General features: G+C 61.8%; 19 protein-coding genes. 8 read left to right on the top strand and 11 right to left on the bottom strand.

What is annotated here, in order from left to right; all coding sequences use genetic code 11:
* Nucleotides 1-58: 58 nt before the first annotated feature.
* The gene (locus ACQ4WS_RS03605) at nucleotides 59-511 is read right to left on the bottom strand and encodes a Fur family transcriptional regulator (RefSeq protein ID WP_436473742.1); all 453 of its coding nucleotides are present in this window, start codon (nucleotides 509-511) and stop codon (nucleotides 59-61) included.
* A gap of 154 nt (nucleotides 512-665) precedes the next feature.
* Here ACQ4WS_RS03605 and ACQ4WS_RS03600 point away from each other — a divergent pair, with 154 nt between their 5' ends.
* Nucleotides 666-2,711 (top strand): TonB-dependent receptor domain-containing protein, encoded by a 2,046-nt coding sequence (locus ACQ4WS_RS03600; RefSeq protein WP_436473741.1) that lies wholly within the window; start codon nucleotides 666-668, stop codon nucleotides 2,709-2,711.
* Nucleotides 2,712-2,784: 73 nt separating this feature from the next.
* Here ACQ4WS_RS03600 and ugpQ read toward each other — a convergent pair whose 3' ends face one another.
* On the bottom strand, nucleotides 2,785-3,525 hold the full coding sequence (gene ugpQ, locus ACQ4WS_RS03595) for a glycerophosphodiester phosphodiesterase (RefSeq protein ID WP_436473739.1): 741 nt from the start codon (nucleotides 3,523-3,525) through the stop codon (nucleotides 2,785-2,787).
* Nucleotides 3,526-3,723: 198 nt separating this feature from the next.
* Between ugpQ and ACQ4WS_RS03590 the strand changes: the two genes are divergently transcribed.
* Nucleotides 3,724-4,827, top strand: coding sequence for a sensor histidine kinase (locus ACQ4WS_RS03590; protein WP_436473737.1), 1,104 nt, complete (start codon nucleotides 3,724-3,726; stop codon nucleotides 4,825-4,827).
* Nucleotides 4,824-5,711 (top strand): LytR/AlgR family response regulator transcription factor, encoded by an 888-nt coding sequence (locus ACQ4WS_RS03585; protein ID WP_436473735.1) that lies wholly within the window; start codon nucleotides 4,824-4,826, stop codon nucleotides 5,709-5,711. Before ACQ4WS_RS03590 ends, ACQ4WS_RS03585 begins: the two co-directional genes overlap by 4 nt.
* A gap of 24 nt (nucleotides 5,712-5,735) precedes the next feature.
* On the opposite strand, the gene ACQ4WS_RS03580 is transcribed toward ACQ4WS_RS03585, so the two are convergent.
* Nucleotides 5,736-6,062 (bottom strand): hypothetical protein, encoded by a 327-nt coding sequence (locus ACQ4WS_RS03580; RefSeq protein ID WP_436473733.1) that lies wholly within the window; start codon nucleotides 6,060-6,062, stop codon nucleotides 5,736-5,738.
* Between the two features lie 177 nt (nucleotides 6,063-6,239).
* On the opposite strand from ACQ4WS_RS03580, the gene ACQ4WS_RS03575 reads away from it, so the two are divergent.
* Entirely contained in the window at nucleotides 6,240-6,872 is a 633-nt protein-coding gene (locus ACQ4WS_RS03575; RefSeq protein ID WP_436473731.1) for a hypothetical protein, read from the top strand.
* 5 nt (nucleotides 6,873-6,877) lie between these two features.
* Here ACQ4WS_RS03575 and ACQ4WS_RS03570 read toward each other — a convergent pair whose 3' ends face one another.
* Nucleotides 6,878-8,149, bottom strand: a complete 1,272-nt coding sequence (locus ACQ4WS_RS03570) for an MFS transporter (protein WP_436473730.1) — start codon at nucleotides 8,147-8,149, stop codon at nucleotides 6,878-6,880.
* Nucleotides 8,150-8,257: 108 nt separating this feature from the next.
* Here ACQ4WS_RS03570 and ACQ4WS_RS03565 point away from each other — a divergent pair, with 108 nt between their 5' ends.
* Nucleotides 8,258-9,160, top strand: coding sequence for a LysR substrate-binding domain-containing protein (locus tag ACQ4WS_RS03565; protein ID WP_436473729.1), 903 nt, complete (start codon nucleotides 8,258-8,260; stop codon nucleotides 9,158-9,160).
* Between the two features lie 82 nt (nucleotides 9,161-9,242).
* On the opposite strand, the gene ACQ4WS_RS03560 is transcribed toward ACQ4WS_RS03565, so the two are convergent.
* From ACQ4WS_RS03560 to ACQ4WS_RS03545, 4 genes are all read right to left on the bottom strand, one after another.
* Nucleotides 9,243-10,115: a hypothetical protein gene (locus ACQ4WS_RS03560; protein WP_436473727.1), complete on the bottom strand. Its 873-nt coding sequence runs from the start codon at nucleotides 10,113-10,115 to the stop codon at nucleotides 9,243-9,245.
* Nucleotides 10,116-10,134: 19 nt separating this feature from the next.
* Complete coding sequence (locus ACQ4WS_RS03555; protein ID WP_436473726.1) at nucleotides 10,135-10,926, bottom strand: hypothetical protein; 792 nt, start codon at nucleotides 10,924-10,926, stop codon at nucleotides 10,135-10,137.
* A complete protein-coding gene (locus tag ACQ4WS_RS03550) occupies nucleotides 10,916-11,428 on the bottom strand; it encodes a hypothetical protein (protein ID WP_071079095.1) in 513 nt (170 codons plus the stop codon). Before ACQ4WS_RS03550 ends, ACQ4WS_RS03555 begins: the two co-directional genes overlap by 11 nt.
* Before the next feature lie 105 nt (nucleotides 11,429-11,533).
* Nucleotides 11,534-11,827: a DnaJ domain-containing protein gene (locus ACQ4WS_RS03545; RefSeq protein WP_096234166.1), complete on the bottom strand. Its 294-nt coding sequence runs from the start codon at nucleotides 11,825-11,827 to the stop codon at nucleotides 11,534-11,536.
* Nucleotides 11,828-11,989: 162 nt separating this feature from the next.
* Between ACQ4WS_RS03545 and ACQ4WS_RS03540 the strand changes: the two genes are divergently transcribed.
* The 3 genes from ACQ4WS_RS03540 (at nucleotide 11,990) to ACQ4WS_RS03530 (ending at nucleotide 16,724) form a co-directional block, all read left to right on the top strand.
* Nucleotides 11,990-13,756 (top strand): glutamine--tRNA ligase/YqeY domain fusion protein, encoded by a 1,767-nt coding sequence (locus tag ACQ4WS_RS03540; RefSeq protein WP_436473724.1) that lies wholly within the window; start codon nucleotides 11,990-11,992, stop codon nucleotides 13,754-13,756.
* Nucleotides 13,757-13,956: 200 nt separating this feature from the next.
* Nucleotides 13,957-15,816, top strand: coding sequence for a sensor histidine kinase (locus ACQ4WS_RS03535; protein WP_436473722.1), 1,860 nt, complete (start codon nucleotides 13,957-13,959; stop codon nucleotides 15,814-15,816).
* A 191-nt stretch (nucleotides 15,817-16,007) separates the two neighbouring features.
* On the top strand, nucleotides 16,008-16,724 hold the full coding sequence (locus ACQ4WS_RS03530; RefSeq protein WP_436473720.1) for a glycine-rich domain-containing protein: 717 nt from the start codon (nucleotides 16,008-16,010) through the stop codon (nucleotides 16,722-16,724).
* An 87-nt stretch (nucleotides 16,725-16,811) separates the two neighbouring features.
* Here the strand turns inward: ACQ4WS_RS03530 and ACQ4WS_RS03525 are convergent, their stop codons facing one another.
* The 3 genes from ACQ4WS_RS03525 to ACQ4WS_RS03515 all read right to left on the bottom strand — a co-directional run bounded on the left by ACQ4WS_RS03525 (nucleotide 16,812) and on the right by ACQ4WS_RS03515 (nucleotide 18,022).
* Nucleotides 16,812-17,051, bottom strand: coding sequence for a hypothetical protein (locus ACQ4WS_RS03525; RefSeq protein ID WP_029496207.1), 240 nt, complete (start codon nucleotides 17,049-17,051; stop codon nucleotides 16,812-16,814).
* 242 nt (nucleotides 17,052-17,293) lie between these two features.
* Nucleotides 17,294-17,563 carry a hypothetical protein gene (locus ACQ4WS_RS03520; protein WP_436473717.1) on the bottom strand — a complete coding sequence of 90 codons (270 nt, stop codon included), beginning with the start codon at nucleotides 17,561-17,563 and terminating at the stop codon, nucleotides 17,294-17,296.
* 198 nt (nucleotides 17,564-17,761) lie between these two features.
* A complete protein-coding gene (locus ACQ4WS_RS03515) occupies nucleotides 17,762-18,022 on the bottom strand; it encodes a hypothetical protein (protein ID WP_035825355.1) in 261 nt (86 codons plus the stop codon).
* Nucleotides 18,023-18,077 lie beyond the last annotated feature (55 nt).

Here is an 18,077-nt window from a genome sequence, read left to right as displayed (position 1 = left end):
GCAATGACGGCTGGACAGGGCATTGTTGCGCCCGTGCCAACATCGACAACCTGCCCGCTCAGGCCGGGTCGTGGTGGCTGGCGCAGGCGTGCGGGGTGGCAACCGCAGCACTGGCGGCACCGGCGACACTGGCAGCGCCATTGCAATCGGCGCAGCGGCCATACAGAGTCAGTTCGTGGCGCTCGACGACAAAGCCTTGCGGCGCCATGCGTTTCAAGTCGCCCGGGCAATCATGCACGTCGAACACGCGCTGGCAGGTGGTGCACTGGAAATGGTGGTGGTGGTGATTGGCGGCCGTGTTCGACTCATAGCGCGGGTTTTCACCCGGCAAGGTCACCACGTGCACCTTTTCTTCCAGCACCAGGGACTTCAAGTTGCGGTAAACGGTGGCGATGCCCAGCTGCGTCACTTGCAGGCTGGCCTGTTCGAGGATTTCCTGCGCCGACAAGGGGCGCTGGGCCGACTCGATGGCGGCTTGAATAGCGGTTTTTTGACGTGTTGTGCGTTCCATAGCCGACAGAATACACCATCCGCCTGCATCTACCGCCCGGAAAAACTGTCACACAGTAATGATAATGGGTTATCATTATCATCTTAGGGCAGGCATTACCTTTCACGCGCTGCCCAACCCTGCCAACACAGATAGCCGATAAGGAACCTTGCCCATGCCCATCCGTCCTCACCAACCCACTCCCCTCGCGCTGGCCATCATGCTGGCCTTTGCCGCTCCTGCCAGCGCACTGGCGCAGCAGGCAGCCACCTTGCCTGCCGTGACCGTTTCGGCCAGCGCACTGGCCCTGGGCAGCGACGACATGAGCACGCCCGTTACCGTACTCGAAGGCGAGGCACTGGTGCACGCCCGCGAGGCGACCCTGGGTGAAACCCTGGCCGGCCAACCCGGCATCACGTCCAGCCATTTCGGCGCCGGCGCCAGCCGCCCCATCATCCGCGGCATGGATGGCCCGCGCGTCAAGGTGCTGTCCGACGGCGCCGAAGTGCAGGATGCCTCGACCATCAGCCCCGACCATGCCGTCGCGGCCGAGCCGATGCTGTCGGAACAGATTGAAGTCTTGCGCGGCCCGTCCGCGCTGGCGTATGGCGGCGGCGCCGTTGGCGGCGTCGTCAATGTGATCGACAAGAAAATCCCCACGCGCGTGCCGGCGAAAGGTGTTGAAGGCAGCGCGGAAGTGCGCGCCAACTCGGCCGCGCGCGAAAAGGCGGGCGCCTTTGAAGTCACTGGCGGCTCCGGCAACATCGCCTTCCACGCGGAAGGCGTCAAGCGCGACGCAAAAGAATACAAGGTCGGCAGCGGCTGGGAAGGCGGCTCCAAAGTGGCCGGCAGCTACAACAAGACGGACACGGGCAGCGTGGGCGTGTCGTGGGTGGGTCAACGCGGCTTCCTGGGCCTGGCCTTCACCAGCCAGCACGCGCAATACGGCTTGCCTGGCCACAACCATGAATTCGAAAGCTGCCACCCGCATGGCACGCACCTGCATTGCGGTGGCCACGAAGGCCACGACCATGGCGCTGCAGAGGAGCACGACCACGGCAGCGTGCCGTACGTGAAACTGAAGAGCGAACGCTGGGACGTGCGCGGCGAATTGCGCGATCCTGTGCCCGGCTTCGCCAAGCTGCGCCTGCGCGCCGCGTTCACCGACTACAAACACGACGAAATCGAAGGTACGGAAATCGCTACCACCTTCAAGAACAAGGGCCACGATGCACGCCTGGAAATGGAACACCATCCCGTCTTCGGCTGGCGCGGCGTGGTCGGCCTGCAAACGTCGAAGCGCGATTTCTCCGCCCTGGGCGAGGAAGCTTACGTGGCGCCGACGGTAACAAAGAAACACGCGGCCTTCCTGGTGGAAGAATACAAACTCGACCAATGGCGCTTCGAAGCGGGCTTGCGCCACGAGTGGCAAGACATCACGGTCGACAGCGCCACTTTGCAAGACCGCAGCGCCAAGGGCACGTCCGTGTCGCTGGGCGCCGTGTGGAAATTCGCGCCGCAGTACTCGCTCGGTTCGACCATTTCCCGTACCCACCGCCTGCCCAGCGCCGAGGAACTGTATGCGCACGGCGTGCACATGGCCACGGCCACGTATGAACTGGGCAATGAAAACCTGGGCAAGGAAACGTCGAACAATATCGACTTGACCTTGCGCAAATATGCGGGCGCCACGACGTTTTCGGCCAGCGCCTACCGCAACAAGGTCGATAACTACATCTTCGGTTCCACGCTGGACAGCCACGAAGGCTTCCAGCTGATCCAGTACGCCCAGCGCGACGCGACGTTTACGGGCGTGGAAGGCCAGATCCGCCAGCAATTGAACCCCATGTTCGGCGCCAGCGTGTTCGGCGATTACGTCAGAGCCAAGCTGGCCGACAATGGTGGCAACCTGCCGCGCATCCCGGCCCAGCGCGTCGGCGTGAAGCTTGATGCCAACTGGCAGGCGTGGAGCGGCGTGGCCGAGTTCTACCGTGTGGGCAAGCAGGATAAAGTGGCAGCGTTTGAAACGGCAACGCCGGGCTACAACATGCTGAACCTCTCCGCCAACTACGACACGCGCATCGGCACCACGCCGGCCCAGTTCTACGTCAAGGCGAACAACCTGACGAATGAACTGGCGTACAGCCACACTTCCTTCATCAAGAATGCGGCGCCTTTGATGGGGCGCAACTTGACGGTAGGTATGCGTGTGACTTTCTAGACGCTGAACCCAACGGCAAAGACTGGGGTCGTACCCTGCAGGGTACGACCCCAGATGTTGCTTTGGGTTACGTTCAGACTGGCTTGATCAAATCTATCCTGTCCGTACAAAACCCATCCACGCCCCAGGCCAGCAGCTCGCTGGCCCGTTCCGGGGTGTTGACGGTGTAGCAGAACAGCCCGTATCCCGCCTCTTTTACCTCTCGCGCCAGTTCCGGCGTCAGTTGCCGGTGGTCGCAATGGATGGCCACCACGCCCAATTGCTTCGCGGTGCGCGCCCAGTCGTTGGGAATAGCGTCGACCAGCCAGCCGCGCGCCAGTTCCGGCGCCGCCTGGCGTGCCGCCTGCAGGGCTTCGATGCTGAACGACGACAGCAGCGGCAGCAATTGCCTGGCGGCGATTTCCTCTGCAAAATAGCCTCGGGTGGCGCGCGCCACCACCGTCCCTGTCTGCGCATCGAAGCCGGGCGCCGGCTTGATTTCGATATTCATCCAGATGCGCTGCGCCTTGCAATACGCCACCACGGCCTCGAACGTGGGCACGCCTTCACCGGCGAATATGGGGCCGAACCAGGCGCCCGCCTCCATCGCTCCCAGCTGTGCGGCCGTGTAATCGCGGATATGGCCGCTGCCGGCCACGGTGCGCCCCAGCTCGGGGTCGTGCACGACGACGGGCAGGCTGTCGGACGCCAGCATGACGTCGAATTCCACGGCGCGGTAGCCGTAGGCCAGGCCGCAGCGCAGGGCAGCCAGGGTATTTTCAGGCGCCAGGGTGCCGCCGCCGCGGTGCGCCAGGGTACGTGGATAGGGCCACATGCTGTTCCTTTATCATGATGAGGTTGTCGACCAAGACGTCTTGCCATCATCGCGTGCCAGCGCCACCGTGTAAAGGACGCGATCAGGCGATTGGCGCCACGCCTGTGCTGTTTCGTCGCAACGGCGTTGCGCCCGCATGCAGAGCCGCCCATAATTGCCGCATTACCAACCCGAGCGCCCACCCGAAAGCGGTTCCGCATGCACACCACCGACATCGCCCCACGCAAGAAGGGCTTTCCCTACCGGCGCCTGCTGGGCGACGCCCGTTATGCGCTGCTGCTCAATGTCTTGTGCGCCCTCTTCATCACCTACGTGCTGAGCGGTGGACAAAGCTTCTGGCTCAACCTCCTTGCATCCATGTGCATCGGCGGCATTGCCTTCCTGCTCATCGACGGCATCCGCCTGGCGTGGTGGGGCGAACAGCGGCGTGCACCATGGCTGCCCTTCACTGCCCTCCTCATCGTCAGCGCCGCCGTGGCACAGGTGGCCGGCACCATGCTGTTCGGCTGGCTGGCGAATATCGACGTTCCCGCGCCCATTGCCATGTCGCCACGCAATGTCAGCATGACGGTGTTCACCTTGGCGGCAGCGGGGGCGGCCATCCTGTTCTTTGGCAGCCGCGAAAAAATCGCCCGCCTGCAAATGGAGGCCGCCCAGGAAAAGGCCCGCGCCGAATCCGTGGCGCGCCAAGCCATGCAGGCACAGCTGCAATTGCTGCAGGCGCAGATCGAGCCGCACATGCTGTTCAACACCCTGGCCAACCTGCAGGGCCTGATCAGCTTTGACCCGGAGCGCGCCCAGCTGCTGCTCGACCAGTTGATCCAGTATTTGCGCGCCACCCTCTCTTCCTCGCGCGCCGAGTCCACCACCCTGGAGCAGGAATTTTCCCTGATGCAAGCCTACCTGGGCCTGATGTCAATTCGCATGGGCGCGCGCCTGCGCTTTACGCTGGACTTGCCCGAGGCTTTGCGCCAGATCAAGGTGCCCCCCATGCTGCTGCAGCCGCTGGTGGAAAACGCCATCCAGCACGGCCTGGAACCGAAGATCGAAGGCGGCCATATCCACGTGCAGGCCGCCACCGACGGCGGCGTGCTGCTTCTCACCGTCAGCGACGATGGCCTGGGCCTCGATCATCCGGGCCAGAGCAAGGGCACCCACCTGGGCGTGGCGAATATCCGCGAACGCTTGCGCGGCATGCATGGCGATGCCGCCAGCCTGTTTCTGGCCGCCAACCATCCGGCAGGCGCGACCGCCCGCCTGACACTCCCCCTTCCAACCACCATCACGAGTCCCCTCGCATGAGCCAACACAGCCCACACGCGCCACGCGCCCTGATCGCCGAAGACGAACCCATCCTCGCCGCCGCCCTGGCGCACGCCTTGCAGCGGCTGTGGCCGGAACTCGACATCGTCGCCACCTGCCCCAACGGCGTGGAAGCCTTGCGGCAAGGCCTGGCGCTGCAGCCGGACATCCTATTTCTCGACATAAAGATGCCAGGCAAGACGGGGCTGGAAGCGGCCGAGGAGCTGGCAGAACAGTGGCCGGACGGCATCCCCTTCCCCCACATCGTGTTCGTTACCGCCTACGATGAATATGCACTGGCCGCCTTCGAGCAGGCGGCCGCCGATTACGTTTTGAAACCCGTCAACGATACGCGCCTGGGCAAGACGGTGGAACGCCTGCAACAGCGCTTGCGCGGCAGCAGCAACGGCAACGGCAGCGCTACGGCAACAGCCGCGCCAACGGCGGCGCCAGCGCCAGCCGCGACAGTGCAACCAATGGCGCCGGCAGCCGGGTCCGCCAGCGACGACAACATGGCCCTCCTGCTGAGCCAGCTGCAAGCCATGCTGCCGCCCGCGCCGCGCCTGCAAATGATACGGGCCGCCGTCGGCAACAGCGTGCGCATGATCGCCCTGGCCGACGTCGTGTATTTCGAAGCGCTGGACAAATACATCAACGTCGTGTGTCAGGACAGCGAAGCGCTGATACGCACGAGTCTGAAGGAACTCTTGCCCCAGCTGGACCCGCAACAATTCTGGCAAATCCACCGGGGTACCATCGTCAACGCCAGCGCCATCGCCACGGCCGTGCGCGACGAGGCGGGCAAGCTGTCGCTGACCCTGCGCCAGCACCCGGCGCAACTGCGCGTCAGCCCTTTATATGCCCATCTGTTCCGCCAGATGTAAAACGGTTACAACACCTAAAAGTACTCAATGCAGCTGGTGCTTCAAGTCCGACAATTCATCGTGCACTTTGAGCACGGCGCTCTTCATTTCCGGCGTCACGCTGGATGCCGTGCCGCACGCCCGCTTGGCGCGGTCACCCAGGGACTCCATCTGCTCGACGGCCTGGCGGATGCGCGCATCGTCTTGTGTGTCGATGGCTTGCCGCACGGTGCTCTTTTGCTGGTCCAGCTGCTTGATACAGTCCTTCAAGTCCATCGGCATGCCCTGCTGCTTGCCGCACAGCTGGGCCGCCTGGCCGATCGCGTGTTCAATGGCACCAAAACGCCGTGCCACTTCTTTTGCTTGCATCATGATGATCTCCTGTTCGCGTGGTCTCCGGGGTTGGATCGCCAAGCTGGTACAGAGTTCCCCGCTCACGGCCATGGCAGCGAAATTTCCATGTGGCACTTTTTTGTAAGCACGTGTGACATTTTAGATAATTATCAAATCCTTCAGATACATTGGCGTACCTGAACCACCAAGCCATCCATGACCTCGTTGCCAACCTTGCCCCGCCGCGCTCCCGGCCTGCTGCTGATCGTCCTGCTGCACGCGGGGCTGGCATATATTGTCTTGCAGTCGCGGCCCCGCACTATCGCGGACGAAAACCTGCCGCGGGGCCCGGCCATCACCTGGCTGCGCTACACCGCCCCGGCGCCGCCCCAGCCCATACCGCTACCCAGCACAACCGCCGCAAGAGTGCCGCGCCTGCCGGGGCCAGTGCCCATCAGCCGCCCTCTGCCCCCTCCCACCGTCGAGCAGGCGCCAGCGCCAGCAATGCCAGAAGCGATCACACTCGTCACGCCGCCCAGCGCAGCCGACATCCTGGCGCAAGCCAAGCGCGACGTGGGCAAGATCGACAAGGATTTACGCAAGGAATTCCCGCAGCGGGGAGAACAAAAACTGGATGACACCGCGTTCAAGCGCATGCAGCAAGGCTTTGCCGAGGCCTACGCGGCGGTGCCGCCAAAATGGTATGAAGCGTCAAAAATCGAGGAAGTGGGCGCGAATGCGGCCAGGGGCAGCCGCACGTATAAAATTACCAACGCGCTGGGCACCTTGTGCGTGACCACGGGCGCAGGCAAGAATGGGGAAACGATGATCGGCAACTGCCCAAAATAGCCGCTTCAGCCCACCGCTACGCGCGCGCCCAGCGGCTGCAAATGACGCAGGCGCAAGGCGATCAACACGCCGCCGCCCAGGCACAGGCTCAGCATGATGATCACGCCCGTCCAGCCGTCGAAGCCCCACATCATGCCCGAGGCGGAACCGATCAGGCTCGATCCCAGGTAATAGAACAGCAGATAGAAGGCCGAGGCCAGGGCCTGCGGCGCGCGGGCGCGGCGGCTGACCCAGCTGCTGGCGATCGAATGCGAGGCAAAGAAGCCGAAGGTGGCCAGCGCCATGCCGATGACGATCAGCGGCAGGGAATCGAACAGGGTCAATAAAATGCCGGACAGCATCAGCGACAGCATGATCCACAGCACGCCCCGGCGCCCCAGCCGGTCCACCAGGCGGCCCGCCCAGACGGAACTGAAGATGCCGATCAGGTACAACAAGGCCAGCAAGCCGACCGTGCTCTGGCGCAAGCCGAATGGCGCGGCCAGCAGGCGGTAGCCGATGTAGTTATACAGGCTGACGAAACAGCCCATCAGCACGAACGCCAGGCAAAACAGCCACGGCAAGCCCTGATCGGAAAAATGCTGTTTTATCGCGTGCGGCAAGGCATTCCAGCCGCGGGTTGTCGGCACGAAATTCTTCGATGCGGGCAGGCTGCGCCAGAATTCAAACGCCGCCAGCACGCCAGCCACGCCCAGCACGCCCAGGGCCCAGCGCCACGAGAGGAAATCGCTGAGCATGGACGCCACCAGCCGTCCCGACATGCCGCCAAACGCGCTGCCCGCAATATACAGACCCATCGACAGGCCCAGGGATGGCCCCTCGATTTCTTCGCCCAGATAGGCCATGGCCACGGCCGGCATGCCGCCCAAGGCCACCCCCAGCGCGGCGCGGATCGCCAGCAGCTGCCCATAATCCTGCGCGAAGGCGGACAAAATGGTGAGTATTGCGGCGGAAAACATAGACGCCACCATCAGCGGTTTGCGCCCGACCCTGTCCGAGACGGCACTCAGCAATACCAGCGAGATGGCCAGCAAGCCGCTGGAGACGGACAAGGACCAGCTGCTTTGCGCCGGCGTCAGATGGAACTGCTGCGACAGCAGCGGGAACAGGGGCTGGATGCAATACAGCAAGCTGAAGGTGGAAAAGCCGCCAAAGAACAGGGCGCGGTTGCTGCGCTTGAATTCGACGGAACCCTTGGCGATGGCTGTACGCGGAGCGGGAACTGGCGTGGAAGGAGAAGCGGAATGGGCAGCAAAAGCGAGCGATGAATCAGACATGGCCGTGTTTCGTAGAGGAAGCGAGTCTTCATCTTAGGATTGCCAACTCATATCGTCCAATATATATTCAAGGCCCAACTCATACTTTAAAACGATTACTGGACAAACATGGAACTGCGCCACCTGCGTTACTTTGTCGCCGTCGCCGAGGAGTTGCACTTCACGCGCGCGGCCGAGCGCCTGCACATCGGCCAGCCGCCGCTGAGCCAGCAAATCCAGGCGCTGGAAAGGGAATTGGGTGCGCAGTTGTTCGAGCGCAACAAGCGCTCCGTGCGCCTGACGCAGGCAGGTGCGCTGTTCCTCGATGATGCGCGGCGCATCCTGGCCCTGTCGGAACAGGCGGCCGTCACGGCGCGCCGGGCGCAGCGGGGCGAGGCGGGAGAGTTGCGCATCGGTTTTACGTTTTCCACGCCGTTTACGCCGTATTTTGCTACCGTCATCAACCGCTACCGCCAGCAATTCCCGCACGTCACCTTGACCCTGCACGAAATGGCGACCCTGCATCAGCTCGAAGCGATCTCGGGCAGGACGATGGACCTGGGTTTCGTGCGTCCGCCGGAAACCACGTATCCATCGGATATCAAGCTGACGCAACTACGGCAAGACCCGCTATTTCTCGTGCTGCCTGTCGCCCACGCGCTGGCGGCCAAGGACGCCATTGCCATTGCCGACATGGCGGGCGAAGGTTTTGTGATGTATCCCAAGGATGCGGGCACGGGGATTTATCCGCAGATCTTTCGCCTGTGCAAGGCGGCCGGCTTCGTGCCTCAGGTGGCGCAGGAAGCGGGCGAGGCATCGACCATCATCGGCCTGGTGGCGGCCGGCTGCGGCATTTCCGTGCTGCCCGCCTCGTTCGACCGCATCCGCATGGATGGCGTGTGCTACCGCCCCATCGCCGACCCGCAGGCGACCACCAGCTTGTTATTGGCACAACGGGAAGAAGAAACGTCGCCGCTGGTGGCGGCATTCGTGAAACTGGCCGAGGAAGCGGCGCAGGAAGAAAAAGAATAGGCCGGCGCGTGCCGGCCTACGTTGAGTTGTAGGTCGGATTAGCGGCGGCGAAGCCGCCGCGTAATCCGACAACAGCGTTGGATTACGAATAATCCGCGTCCAGCTCCGAACCCGCATAATTTTCCAGGTCCTCGAACAGGCTCTTCATACTGGCCCGCGTGAGGATTTTATGCACGACGGTGCAGCTGCGCCGATACGAGGCGATACGGTCAAGCAACACGGGATGGTGCTGCACGGGCACCTTGGCCACCAGGGCGGCCCAGCCTTCTTCGAAGTCGGGCTTGTTCTTGCGCACGGAACGCACAAAACGTTCAAACTCCTTTTGACCCGTGCGCGCGATGATGCGCCCGCCGCCTTCGATGGCGAAGATGATGGCCAAGGCGATGACGCCCTCGGCATTCAAGTCGCTGTCGCTGACGGGGCCGTTGTCATGGTGGCGGCGCAACCAGCCTGCCAGGCGCACGACGGCTTGCACTTCCTTGCGCTGTTGCAGCTGCACCGCATACTTTTCATAACCGGCCCAGTTCTGGTTCGGGTCAGCCTGGCAAATATCGATGAACAGCTCGCGCAAACGGCGCGCAAGGTAGACGGGGTCCTGGTCGTACTCGCCGACCAGGGCGTCTTCGGGCAGCTGCGACAATTCCTTGATCAGGCGAAAGCCCACCTGGAACGCGTGCTCGGCGCCGTGCTCGACGAGGAAATCGAGCGCGGCCTGATCGCCTTCATGCGTGACGGCCTGCTCCAGACCCAGCGACACGCCGCCCACCGTCAGGTACAGCGCTTTCTGGATGCCGTCGGCCGTGCGTTCATTCGTGAACTTTTCGGCCACCATGGCCGTGATGCCCGTCAATTCATCGGCCAGGTCCAGCGCCGCGTCCTCGCGCGGGTCGCCCGGCAACAGTTTGATGGCGCGCACCAGGCGCGGAAGATTCTCTACAACAATTGCTGGCAGCATTAGACGTTCCCTGCTTTCATTACGAGAAAATGCCGGTGCCCAGGCTGCGGCGCGTGCTGGAGCGCGGCGCGCTGCGCGTGCTCGGCACTTGCTTGCGCAGGCGGTACAGCAATTCCTTGGTACTACGCTGCAACATGGTCGGTTCTTCGTCCGGGTCGTCCGAGTATTCCGCGTCGGCCAGGTCGGCGCTGTGGCGGAAGTCGGGGAACAGTTCAAACAGCGAGCGATCCCAGCCGTCTTCATTCGCTTGCGCCAGCTCGATGGCCAGCGGCACGACGTCGTTGTCGGACGAGGTCACGCCCGTCACATACGGTCCCTTGATGACGATTTCACCTGCCACCTCAAGGATTTCCTTCGGCGCCATCGAGAACAGGATGGCGAACGCCGTGGCGCCCCAGTCGGTGGCGGACGCTTCGAGCAGCAGCTCGCGGCGGCGCTCGGCGTCGTCGGTGGAAAACACCACGCCGTGGATGTGCGCGAACAGCGACTCGGCGATGCGTTCCGGATCATCCTCGATCTGGTCGTCGCTCCAGGTGGCGGCGATGAAGGCCAGGCTGTCGGCCCAGGCTTTCGGCGGCACCAGCAAGGTGGCCAGCGACATCTTGCCGCCGTCAAAGCCGGCCAGGTGCAGGGCCGTCACTTGCGGCGGGATGGCGCTCAGCACTTCCACCACGGCAAGGTCGCCATACTGGTCGGCCGCGTCCGCAAACGCCTGCTCGGCGTGGCCAAGCGAACCGGACAGCACCAGTTCCATGACCTGCTTGGTCAGCGCGGGCAGGTTGCTTTTTTGTTCATCCTTGTTATCGGCCATGGTCATCTCCATCCTGGTCAAACATCTGGGCGAAATCGTCGGTGGCTTCGTCTTCGTCGTGCTCGTCGTCGCCGTCGTCATTGGCGGCCAGCTGGTCGAGCGACTGGTCGTCGTCGTCCCACAGGCGCGGATTCTTGTGCAAGAAGGCCGTGATGATGGCCTGGCGCGCCAGGTCGGGGAAGCTCTCTTCGATGGCGGCGTACATCTTCGCCGCTTCCGGCGCGGCGCACGCGGCCATGGAAAACACGCGGGCGGGGTCGCCGAACTCGTAGTCTTCGCTTTCGGCCAGCAAGCCTTTCGGGTCGCTGAAGGTGATGTGGTCGACCAGCGCGAAGGCCAGCATGTTCACGTCTTCGATGCCGCCGCCGCTGGCGTACTCGCTTACCAGCGCGTCGACCATGCTTTTGTAGTTCTTGCGGTTCGGCGGGTCGCCAAGGATGCCGTCGATCTGGCCTTCCAGCTCGCGCGACTGATACGCGAATTCAGGGTGTACTCTTCTCATGCTGTGCTTTCCAATGTGATGCGCGGTACTTTTACATAAAAGCAAAAGCACCATTGTTTGTTGTTTTTCAAATCATCCGGGCTGGCCGGCCAGCCGCCAGCAGGCTTAATCTGCCGGCAGGACGGTGCCATGCAGGCGGAACACGCCGCACCACAGGGCATACGCTTCCGCTTCCGGATCGATGATGATGCGGTGGTTCACGCTCTGGTCGTATTCGGCGCGCTTGACCGGGTCGGCCAGGATTTCATACGCCTTGGTGACGCTCTTGAAGCGCGCCTCGGCGCCGGGGGCCTGGTTGCGGTCGGGGTGGAAGCGCATGGCCAGCGAACGGTAAACCTTCTTGATTTCATCGTCGCTGGCATTGGGCGCGACACCGAGGACGTTATACAAATTTTCCATAAATGGCTCCGGGGTCACGATTTGTTGGCTAATTAAAGGCAGATTATCCTATAGAACGGCGCCCGCGTCGCTTGCATGCTGGGATATGGGGGCAAATACGTGCTTATAAAGCGCTTGCGGTACGGTAAAATGCTTTTTACTGTCACTCTTCCGCATTGATCAATGAGCAACGATAAACCGAATACCGCCGCGCCAGCGCTGGCGCCCAATTTCTTGCGTAACATCATCGAAGCCGACCTGGCTGCCGGCGCCCACGTGCGTCCCGGCTTGCCCCAGGTGATCACGCGTTTTCCGCCGGAGCCGAACGGCTACCTGCACGTGGGTCACGCCAAGTCGATCTGCGTCAACTTCGGCCTGGCGCGCGATTACGCCGGCCAGTGCAACCTGCGCTTCGACGATACCAATCCGGCGAAGGAAGAGCAAGAATACGTCGACACCATCATGGACAGCGTGAAATGGCTGGGCTTTGACTGGGAACCGAAGCATGCCGATGGCCAGAGCCACCTGCACTACGCGAGCGACTACTTCGACCAGCTGTACGCGATGGCCGAGTACCTGATCACGGCCGGCTTTGCCTATGTCGACAGCCAGAGCGCCGAAGACATGGCCGCCAACCGGGGCAATTTCGGCCAGGCGGGCAAGAATTCGCCATTCCGCGAGCGTCCGCGCGACGAATCGCTGAGCCTGTTCCGCGCCATGAAGGCGGGCCAATTCAAGGATGGCGAGCACATCCTGCGCGCGAAGATGAGCGAAGATGCCATGAGTTCGCCGAACATGAACTTGCGCGACCCGGCCATCTACCGCATCCGCCATGCGCATCACCACCGCACGGGCGACGCCTGGTGCATCTATCCGATGTACGACTACACGCACCCGATCTCGGACGCGCTGGAAAACATCACGCATTCGATCTGCACGCTGGAATTCCAGGACCACCGCCCGTTCTACGACTGGCTGCTGGAAACCCTGTCGGCCGGCGGCTTCTTCCAGCAACCGGTGCCGCGCCAGTTCGAATTCTCGCGCCTGAACCTGACCTACATCGTCACCAGCAAACGCAAACTGCGCCAGCTGGTGGAAGAAAAAATCGTCGACGGCTGGGACGACCCGCGCATGCCGACCCTGGTAGGCATGCGCCGCCGCGGCTACACGCCGGAAGCGATTCAATTGATGTGCGAACGCACGGGCGTGACGAAATCGGACGGCTGGATCGACTACAGCGTGCTCGAAGGCTGCTTGCGCGAAGATCTGGATCCGAAAGCGCCGCGCACGGTGGCCGTGCTGCGTCCGTTGAAATTGATCATCGATAATTTCCCCGAAGGCGAAAGCGTGGAATGCACGGCGCCCGTGCACCCGCACTTCCCCGAGCGTGGCTTGCGCACCTTCCCCATCTCGCGCGAGCTGTGGATCGAGGAGGACGACTTTATGGAAGTGCCGAATAAAGGCTATTTCCGTCTGTACCCACCAATCGACGACAAGCCGGGCAGCAAGGTGCGCTTGCGCTACGGCTACGTGATCGAGTGCACGGGCTTTGACAAGGATGCGGACGGCAAGGTCATCGCCGTGCATTGCACCTACTTCCCGGACAGCAAATCGGGCACGGAAGGCAGCGCCAATTACAAGGTCAAGGGCAATATGCACTGGGTCAGCGCGCCGACAGCCATTCCCGCCGAAGTACGCCTGTACGACCGCCTGTTTACCGACCCGCAGCCGGACGCAGGCGGCAAGGACTTCAAGCTGGCCCTGAACCCGCTGGCCAAGGAAGTGGTGCAAGCGTGGCTGGAACCGGGCGCGGAACTGGCCTTGCCGGAACAGCGCTTCCAGTTCGAGCGCCATGGTTATTTTGCGGCCGACCGGGTCGACAGCCAGCCTGGCAAGCCCGTCTTCAACCGCGTCGTCACCCTGAAAGACAGCTGGCAGCCGGCAAAATAAGCCGTCATGTTGCTCACAAAAAAACCGCTGCGGCGGTTTTTTTTCGTTTCAGCGAGAAATATTGCCTGTTGACTACAATAACGATAATTTTGTATATTATGCAGCTATTGAGCAATTTGCAATTTTAATAGTGCTTGTACAACGCAGTCTAGCCACCGCCTGCAGGCGGCACCCGATTCCTCTTCCTGATGCGGATGGCAATGTCTTCTACTGCCGGCGAACACTCCTTATCTGCTGAAAAAAGACCGCTGTGGCTGCTCGGCTTTGTGATGTCGATGATGATGGGCCTGCTGCTCTACATGGCCGCCTCGCGGTTGATCGAAAAAGATGCCAGGGACCTGTTCAACAATCTGGCGCGCAATACCCAGAAGAACATCGAATCGCGCATCAGGTCGTATACCAACCTGCTGCGCGGCACAGCCAGCCTGTTCCACGCCAACGAACACGTGAGCCGCGAGCAACTCCACCGCTACGTGGCAAATATTGCCCTGCAACAGAACTACCCGGGCGTGATGAACATCAATTACAGCCAGGAACTCGACGAGACGCAGCGCGCCGGCTTCGAAGCGGCCATGCTGCGCGACTATCCAGCCGGGCGCGATGGCTATCCGGCATTTGCCATCCATCCGCCCGGCCCGCGCGACTATTATTCCGTGCTGATGTACATCGAGCCGATCGCCACCGCGCCGGAAAAGTATGGCTATGACATCGCCTCGCGCCCCCTGATCGCCGAAATGCTGGCGCAGTCGCGCGATTCCGGGCACATCAGCAATTCCGGCATGCCCGTGCCGATGGACGACCGGCCGCAATTGACGGGCATGGCCATGCGCCTGCCCGTGTACCGCTACGGCATGCCGACCGGCACGGTGGAGCAGCGGCGCATGGCTTACCAGGGTTCCGTCGGCATCGGCTACGACCTGGTGTCGATGATGCGCAGCGCGCTGGCCGACATGCCGGTACGCAACGTCCGCCTGACCCTGTTCGATATCGACCCGCAGGCGCTAGAACAGCCGAACTTGCCGCTGCCATTGCCGCACGACATGCGCCCCATCTTCGACAGCGCGGCGGCGGGCATGCATGCGCCATGGTGGCAACCCGGCAACTCGGGCCGCTACCTGAGCAGCACGCTGCTGATCGAACACAATGGCCGCATGTGGCAAGCGCTGTTCAGCGTGCGCAAGAGCGACCTGTATACACGCTTCGAAACCTTCCTGCCGTGGCTGGCCCTGCTGATCGGCTTTGCCAGCACCATGCTGTTATATATGCTGTTCCATACCCTGGCGTCGTCGCGCCGGCGCGCCATCCAGATGGCCACGGGCATGACGGAGGAATTGCGCGCCAGCCAGATCCGCCTGCAGTTGTCGCACCAGAAACTGCGCCGCCTGGCGGCCCACGCCGACCAGATCAAGGAAGAAGAGCGCAAGCGCATCGCGCGTGAGATCCACGATGACCTGGGACAGAACCTGCTGGTGCTGCGTATCGACGCCGACATGCTGGCCTCGCGCACGCAGCGCCGCCACCCGCGCCTGAACGCCCGCGCCCGCTCGACCCTGGAGCAGATCGACGCCACCATCAAGAGCGTGCGGCAAATCATCAACGACTTGCGCCCTACCGTGCTGGACCTGGGCGTGAACGCAGCCGTCGAATGGCAGGTGGCGCAATTTCGCCAGCGCACGGGCATCGCCTGCGAAGTGAGCGAAAGCCATGACGACATTTACCTCAGCGATCAATGCGCGACGGCCCTGTTCCGCATCCTGCAAGAGTCGCTCAGCAATATTTCCCAGCATGCGAATGCCAGCCGCGTGCAAATCAAGCTGGAAAAGTGCTGCGATACGGTGTCGATGAGCATCAGCGACAACGGCGTGGGCGCAGCCATCGACGGGCGCAACAAGCTGGGCTCGTTTGGCCTGGTGGGCATCGAGGAACGCATCAAGTTGCTGGGCGGTACTTTTTACATCGAAAGCAGCCCGGGCGCCGGCATGAGCGTGCACGTCAGCGTGCCGCTGGGCGCGGATGCGACAGCGTTTCCCTACCAGGAAGAAAGCCGGGCCAGCGGCTGACAGGCGCGCGCCCGCATCAAGCAAGCTCAGCTTGCATATTTCGCAATTAGATGCAATATTGATGTAGAACAACTCAGCGCCTGACCACCAAGGGCCAGGCATTCCTCGACTACTTGCAAGGAGTACACACCCACCCCTTCCCCCCCCTGTTTCACCGTATTTCCCACAACGCTCTTTACTAAAGGACATTCATGGATACGAACGACAGTTTCAAGGCAATTGCCGATTTGAATTTGGACGCGATCAAGGTCAAGCTGATGCACCGGGAGTCAGGCGAAGGATGGAGTCTCGAGAAGGCGAATGCGGTGGAATTCGAATACCGCCGCTTCCTGATCCTGATGAAACAGTTTCCGGAAGAGGAAACTGCGCCTTTGATGGACGTCGATACCTTCTGGCACTACCACATCCTCGATACCCTGAAATATGCGGCGGACTGCGAACAGGTGTTCGGTTACTTCCTGCATCACTTCCCGTACATCGGCCTGCGCGGCGAAGACGACGAAGCGGCGCACCACCGCGTGGGCGAGCGCATGAAGCAATTGTATGAACAAACGTTCGGGGAAGATTATATCCGCGCAGAAACGGCGTATTCGGGACGCGCCGTGCAGGCGGCGTTTTCCAGTGCAGCCGTGCAGGCGACCGCGTATTCGGGCCGGGCTGTGCAAACAGCATTTTCCAGCGCAGCGGTACAGGCGACGGCCTACTCGGGCCGGGCCGTGCAAACGGCGTTTTCCAGTGCGGCGGTGCAGGCGACAGCGTATTCGGGCCGCGCGACCGGGGCTGCCAGCACCGCATTTTCCAGCGCGCCGGCCTCACTGAGCGCAGCGGTGGTCAAGTCGTCCACGCCTGGCCTGGAAATGGGGCGTTTCTATATCGATCGTCCGGTACTGAACCGCGACCCGCAATAGAAAAGCGGAAAACAGCTGTGGCTGCCGCACGCGGCAAGCCTGACTTACCCAGACGGCACATCTCAGTTTGCCGTCTGTCGGGCGCTCTTAGGCAGCCATCAACTCGCGCAATTCCCGAATGCTGAAATCGCTGATTTCATGCATGCGGATAAGGATCGTGGCGCCGATCGGCAAGGTGTTGTGACGAATCTTGCTGATGACCGGCGGCGCCACTTCCAGAGCTCGCGACAGGGCAGCATCATTTTTCAGCTGCAGCTTGTCGATGATCGCGTCGAGGACGCGATTCGGGTTGTAGGTAGGCAAAGAGGTAATTTGTTTGAGAGACATGATCGAAAATCCGTACTTGTTGTATTAAGGCAAAAAGAAACCGAATGTCTCTTCTGCAATAATTCATGGTAAACACACTAAAAAGCGCCATCACTTATGCGGCCTTTACGCCACAAACAATATAATACACGCTATTGTTGATTTTTGCGTAACTTAAAGCAAAATTGTGATAATTGAAGAGAATTGACGCACTTGGAATGTGCTAGAGGATAACTCAAATCGGAAAAATTTGCTGCACGTCATCAATTTTTACGATGAGCAACACCGCTATGCATGAACCAGGCTATGGTCATGAGGGTGCTCAGGCGGGCCATTTCCGCTGAAAAATGCCAACCTTGCGCGGCCACGCCGGCCGGCGTGGCCGTCAGGCAGGTGCCGGGGAAGGCATCCGCGCGGTCGCAGGCCAATTGCCGGCGGATTTCATCGGGCGGCGACGGCGGCAGCAGCGCACGTTCGCGCCGGCGCATGTAGGCGCGCACTTCTTCCTTGCTGGGGTGACTTGTAGCTCGCATGACTCGCTCCTGCTGACGGGAAACAGCGTCGCGCTAACTGTAGAGCCCGCCACAAGAGCCCGGACGCGTGGCGACATTGCTCACCATATCGCCAGCGCGCCATGACGCGTTTGCGCTGCATCAAAGGCACGGCCGCGGTGTTGCGCCGAAGCCCATGCTGCCCCACGGCCTGACGGCCAGAAGCCCAGTGCCCCGTACTTATTTCTTTTGCTGGCGCACGCGCTGCTGCTGTTTTTCCTGCGTTTGCTGGCGATTCTGCTTGCGCTCGAACAGGGTGACCGCATCCTTCTTGGCTTGTTCGGCGGTACGCATTTCCTCATGCGCATCGTGCGGGACAAAAAATTCGGCATCCTGCGCCGCCACGACCAGCTTGATCGCGGCCTCGTCGTCGAGGTCGTACAGTTCCGTCAGGACGGTGGTGACCTCGTCCAGGTATTCTTCGTAAGTGAGGGTGCTCATGCGGTATTCCTTAAGTGAATGGCGCACCACCGGAACGGCGCGCTGCGCGCCGGCC

The organism is Janthinobacterium leeuwenhoeki, assembly GCF_051380795.1.
Classification (GTDB): Bacteria; Pseudomonadota; Gammaproteobacteria; order Burkholderiales; family Burkholderiaceae_D; genus Janthinobacterium.
This window is presented reverse-complemented; position numbering and strand designations above follow the sequence as displayed.

What these genes read in the sequence shown, in the direction of transcription:
- ACQ4WS_RS03565 (WP_436473729.1), top strand. Translation starts at nt 8,258, where the DNA reads ATGGAACTGCGCCACCTGCGTTACTTTGTCGCCGTCGCCGAGGAGTTG.
- ACQ4WS_RS03535 (WP_436473722.1), top strand. Translation starts at nt 13,957, where the DNA reads ATGTCTTCTACTGCCGGCGAACACTCCTTATCTGCTGAAAAAAGACCG.
- ACQ4WS_RS03560 (WP_436473727.1), bottom strand. Translation starts at nt 10,115, where the DNA reads ATGCTGCCAGCAATTGTTGTAGAGAATCTTCCGCGCCTGGTGCGCGCC.
- ugpQ (WP_436473739.1), bottom strand. Translation starts at nt 3,525, where the DNA reads ATGTGGCCCTATCCACGTACCCTGGCGCACCGCGGCGGCGGCACCCTG.
- ACQ4WS_RS03590 (WP_436473737.1), top strand. Translation starts at nt 3,724, where the DNA reads ATGCACACCACCGACATCGCCCCACGCAAGAAGGGCTTTCCCTACCGG.
- ACQ4WS_RS03600 (WP_436473741.1), top strand. Translation starts at nt 666, where the DNA reads ATGCCCATCCGTCCTCACCAACCCACTCCCCTCGCGCTGGCCATCATG.
- ACQ4WS_RS03530 (WP_436473720.1), top strand. Translation starts at nt 16,008, where the DNA reads ATGGATACGAACGACAGTTTCAAGGCAATTGCCGATTTGAATTTGGAC.
- ACQ4WS_RS03585 (WP_436473735.1), top strand. Translation starts at nt 4,824, where the DNA reads ATGAGCCAACACAGCCCACACGCGCCACGCGCCCTGATCGCCGAAGAC.
- ACQ4WS_RS03545 (WP_096234166.1), bottom strand. Translation starts at nt 11,827, where the DNA reads ATGGAAAATTTGTATAACGTCCTCGGTGTCGCGCCCAATGCCAGCGAC.
- ACQ4WS_RS03550 (WP_071079095.1), bottom strand. Translation starts at nt 11,428, where the DNA reads ATGAGAAGAGTACACCCTGAATTCGCGTATCAGTCGCGCGAGCTGGAA.
- ACQ4WS_RS03605 (WP_436473742.1), bottom strand. Translation starts at nt 511, where the DNA reads ATGGAACGCACAACACGTCAAAAAACCGCTATTCAAGCCGCCATCGAG.
- ACQ4WS_RS03520 (WP_436473717.1), bottom strand. Translation starts at nt 17,563, where the DNA reads ATGCGAGCTACAAGTCACCCCAGCAAGGAAGAAGTGCGCGCCTACATG.
- ACQ4WS_RS03540 (WP_436473724.1), top strand. Translation starts at nt 11,990, where the DNA reads ATGAGCAACGATAAACCGAATACCGCCGCGCCAGCGCTGGCGCCCAAT.
- ACQ4WS_RS03555 (WP_436473726.1), bottom strand. Translation starts at nt 10,926, where the DNA reads ATGGCCGATAACAAGGATGAACAAAAAAGCAACCTGCCCGCGCTGACC.
- ACQ4WS_RS03570 (WP_436473730.1), bottom strand. Translation starts at nt 8,149, where the DNA reads ATGTCTGATTCATCGCTCGCTTTTGCTGCCCATTCCGCTTCTCCTTCC.
- ACQ4WS_RS03575 (WP_436473731.1), top strand. Translation starts at nt 6,240, where the DNA reads ATGACCTCGTTGCCAACCTTGCCCCGCCGCGCTCCCGGCCTGCTGCTG.
- ACQ4WS_RS03525 (WP_029496207.1), bottom strand. Translation starts at nt 17,051, where the DNA reads ATGTCTCTCAAACAAATTACCTCTTTGCCTACCTACAACCCGAATCGC.
- ACQ4WS_RS03515 (WP_035825355.1), bottom strand. Translation starts at nt 18,022, where the DNA reads ATGAGCACCCTCACTTACGAAGAATACCTGGACGAGGTCACCACCGTC.
- ACQ4WS_RS03580 (WP_436473733.1), bottom strand. Translation starts at nt 6,062, where the DNA reads ATGATGCAAGCAAAAGAAGTGGCACGGCGTTTTGGTGCCATTGAACAC.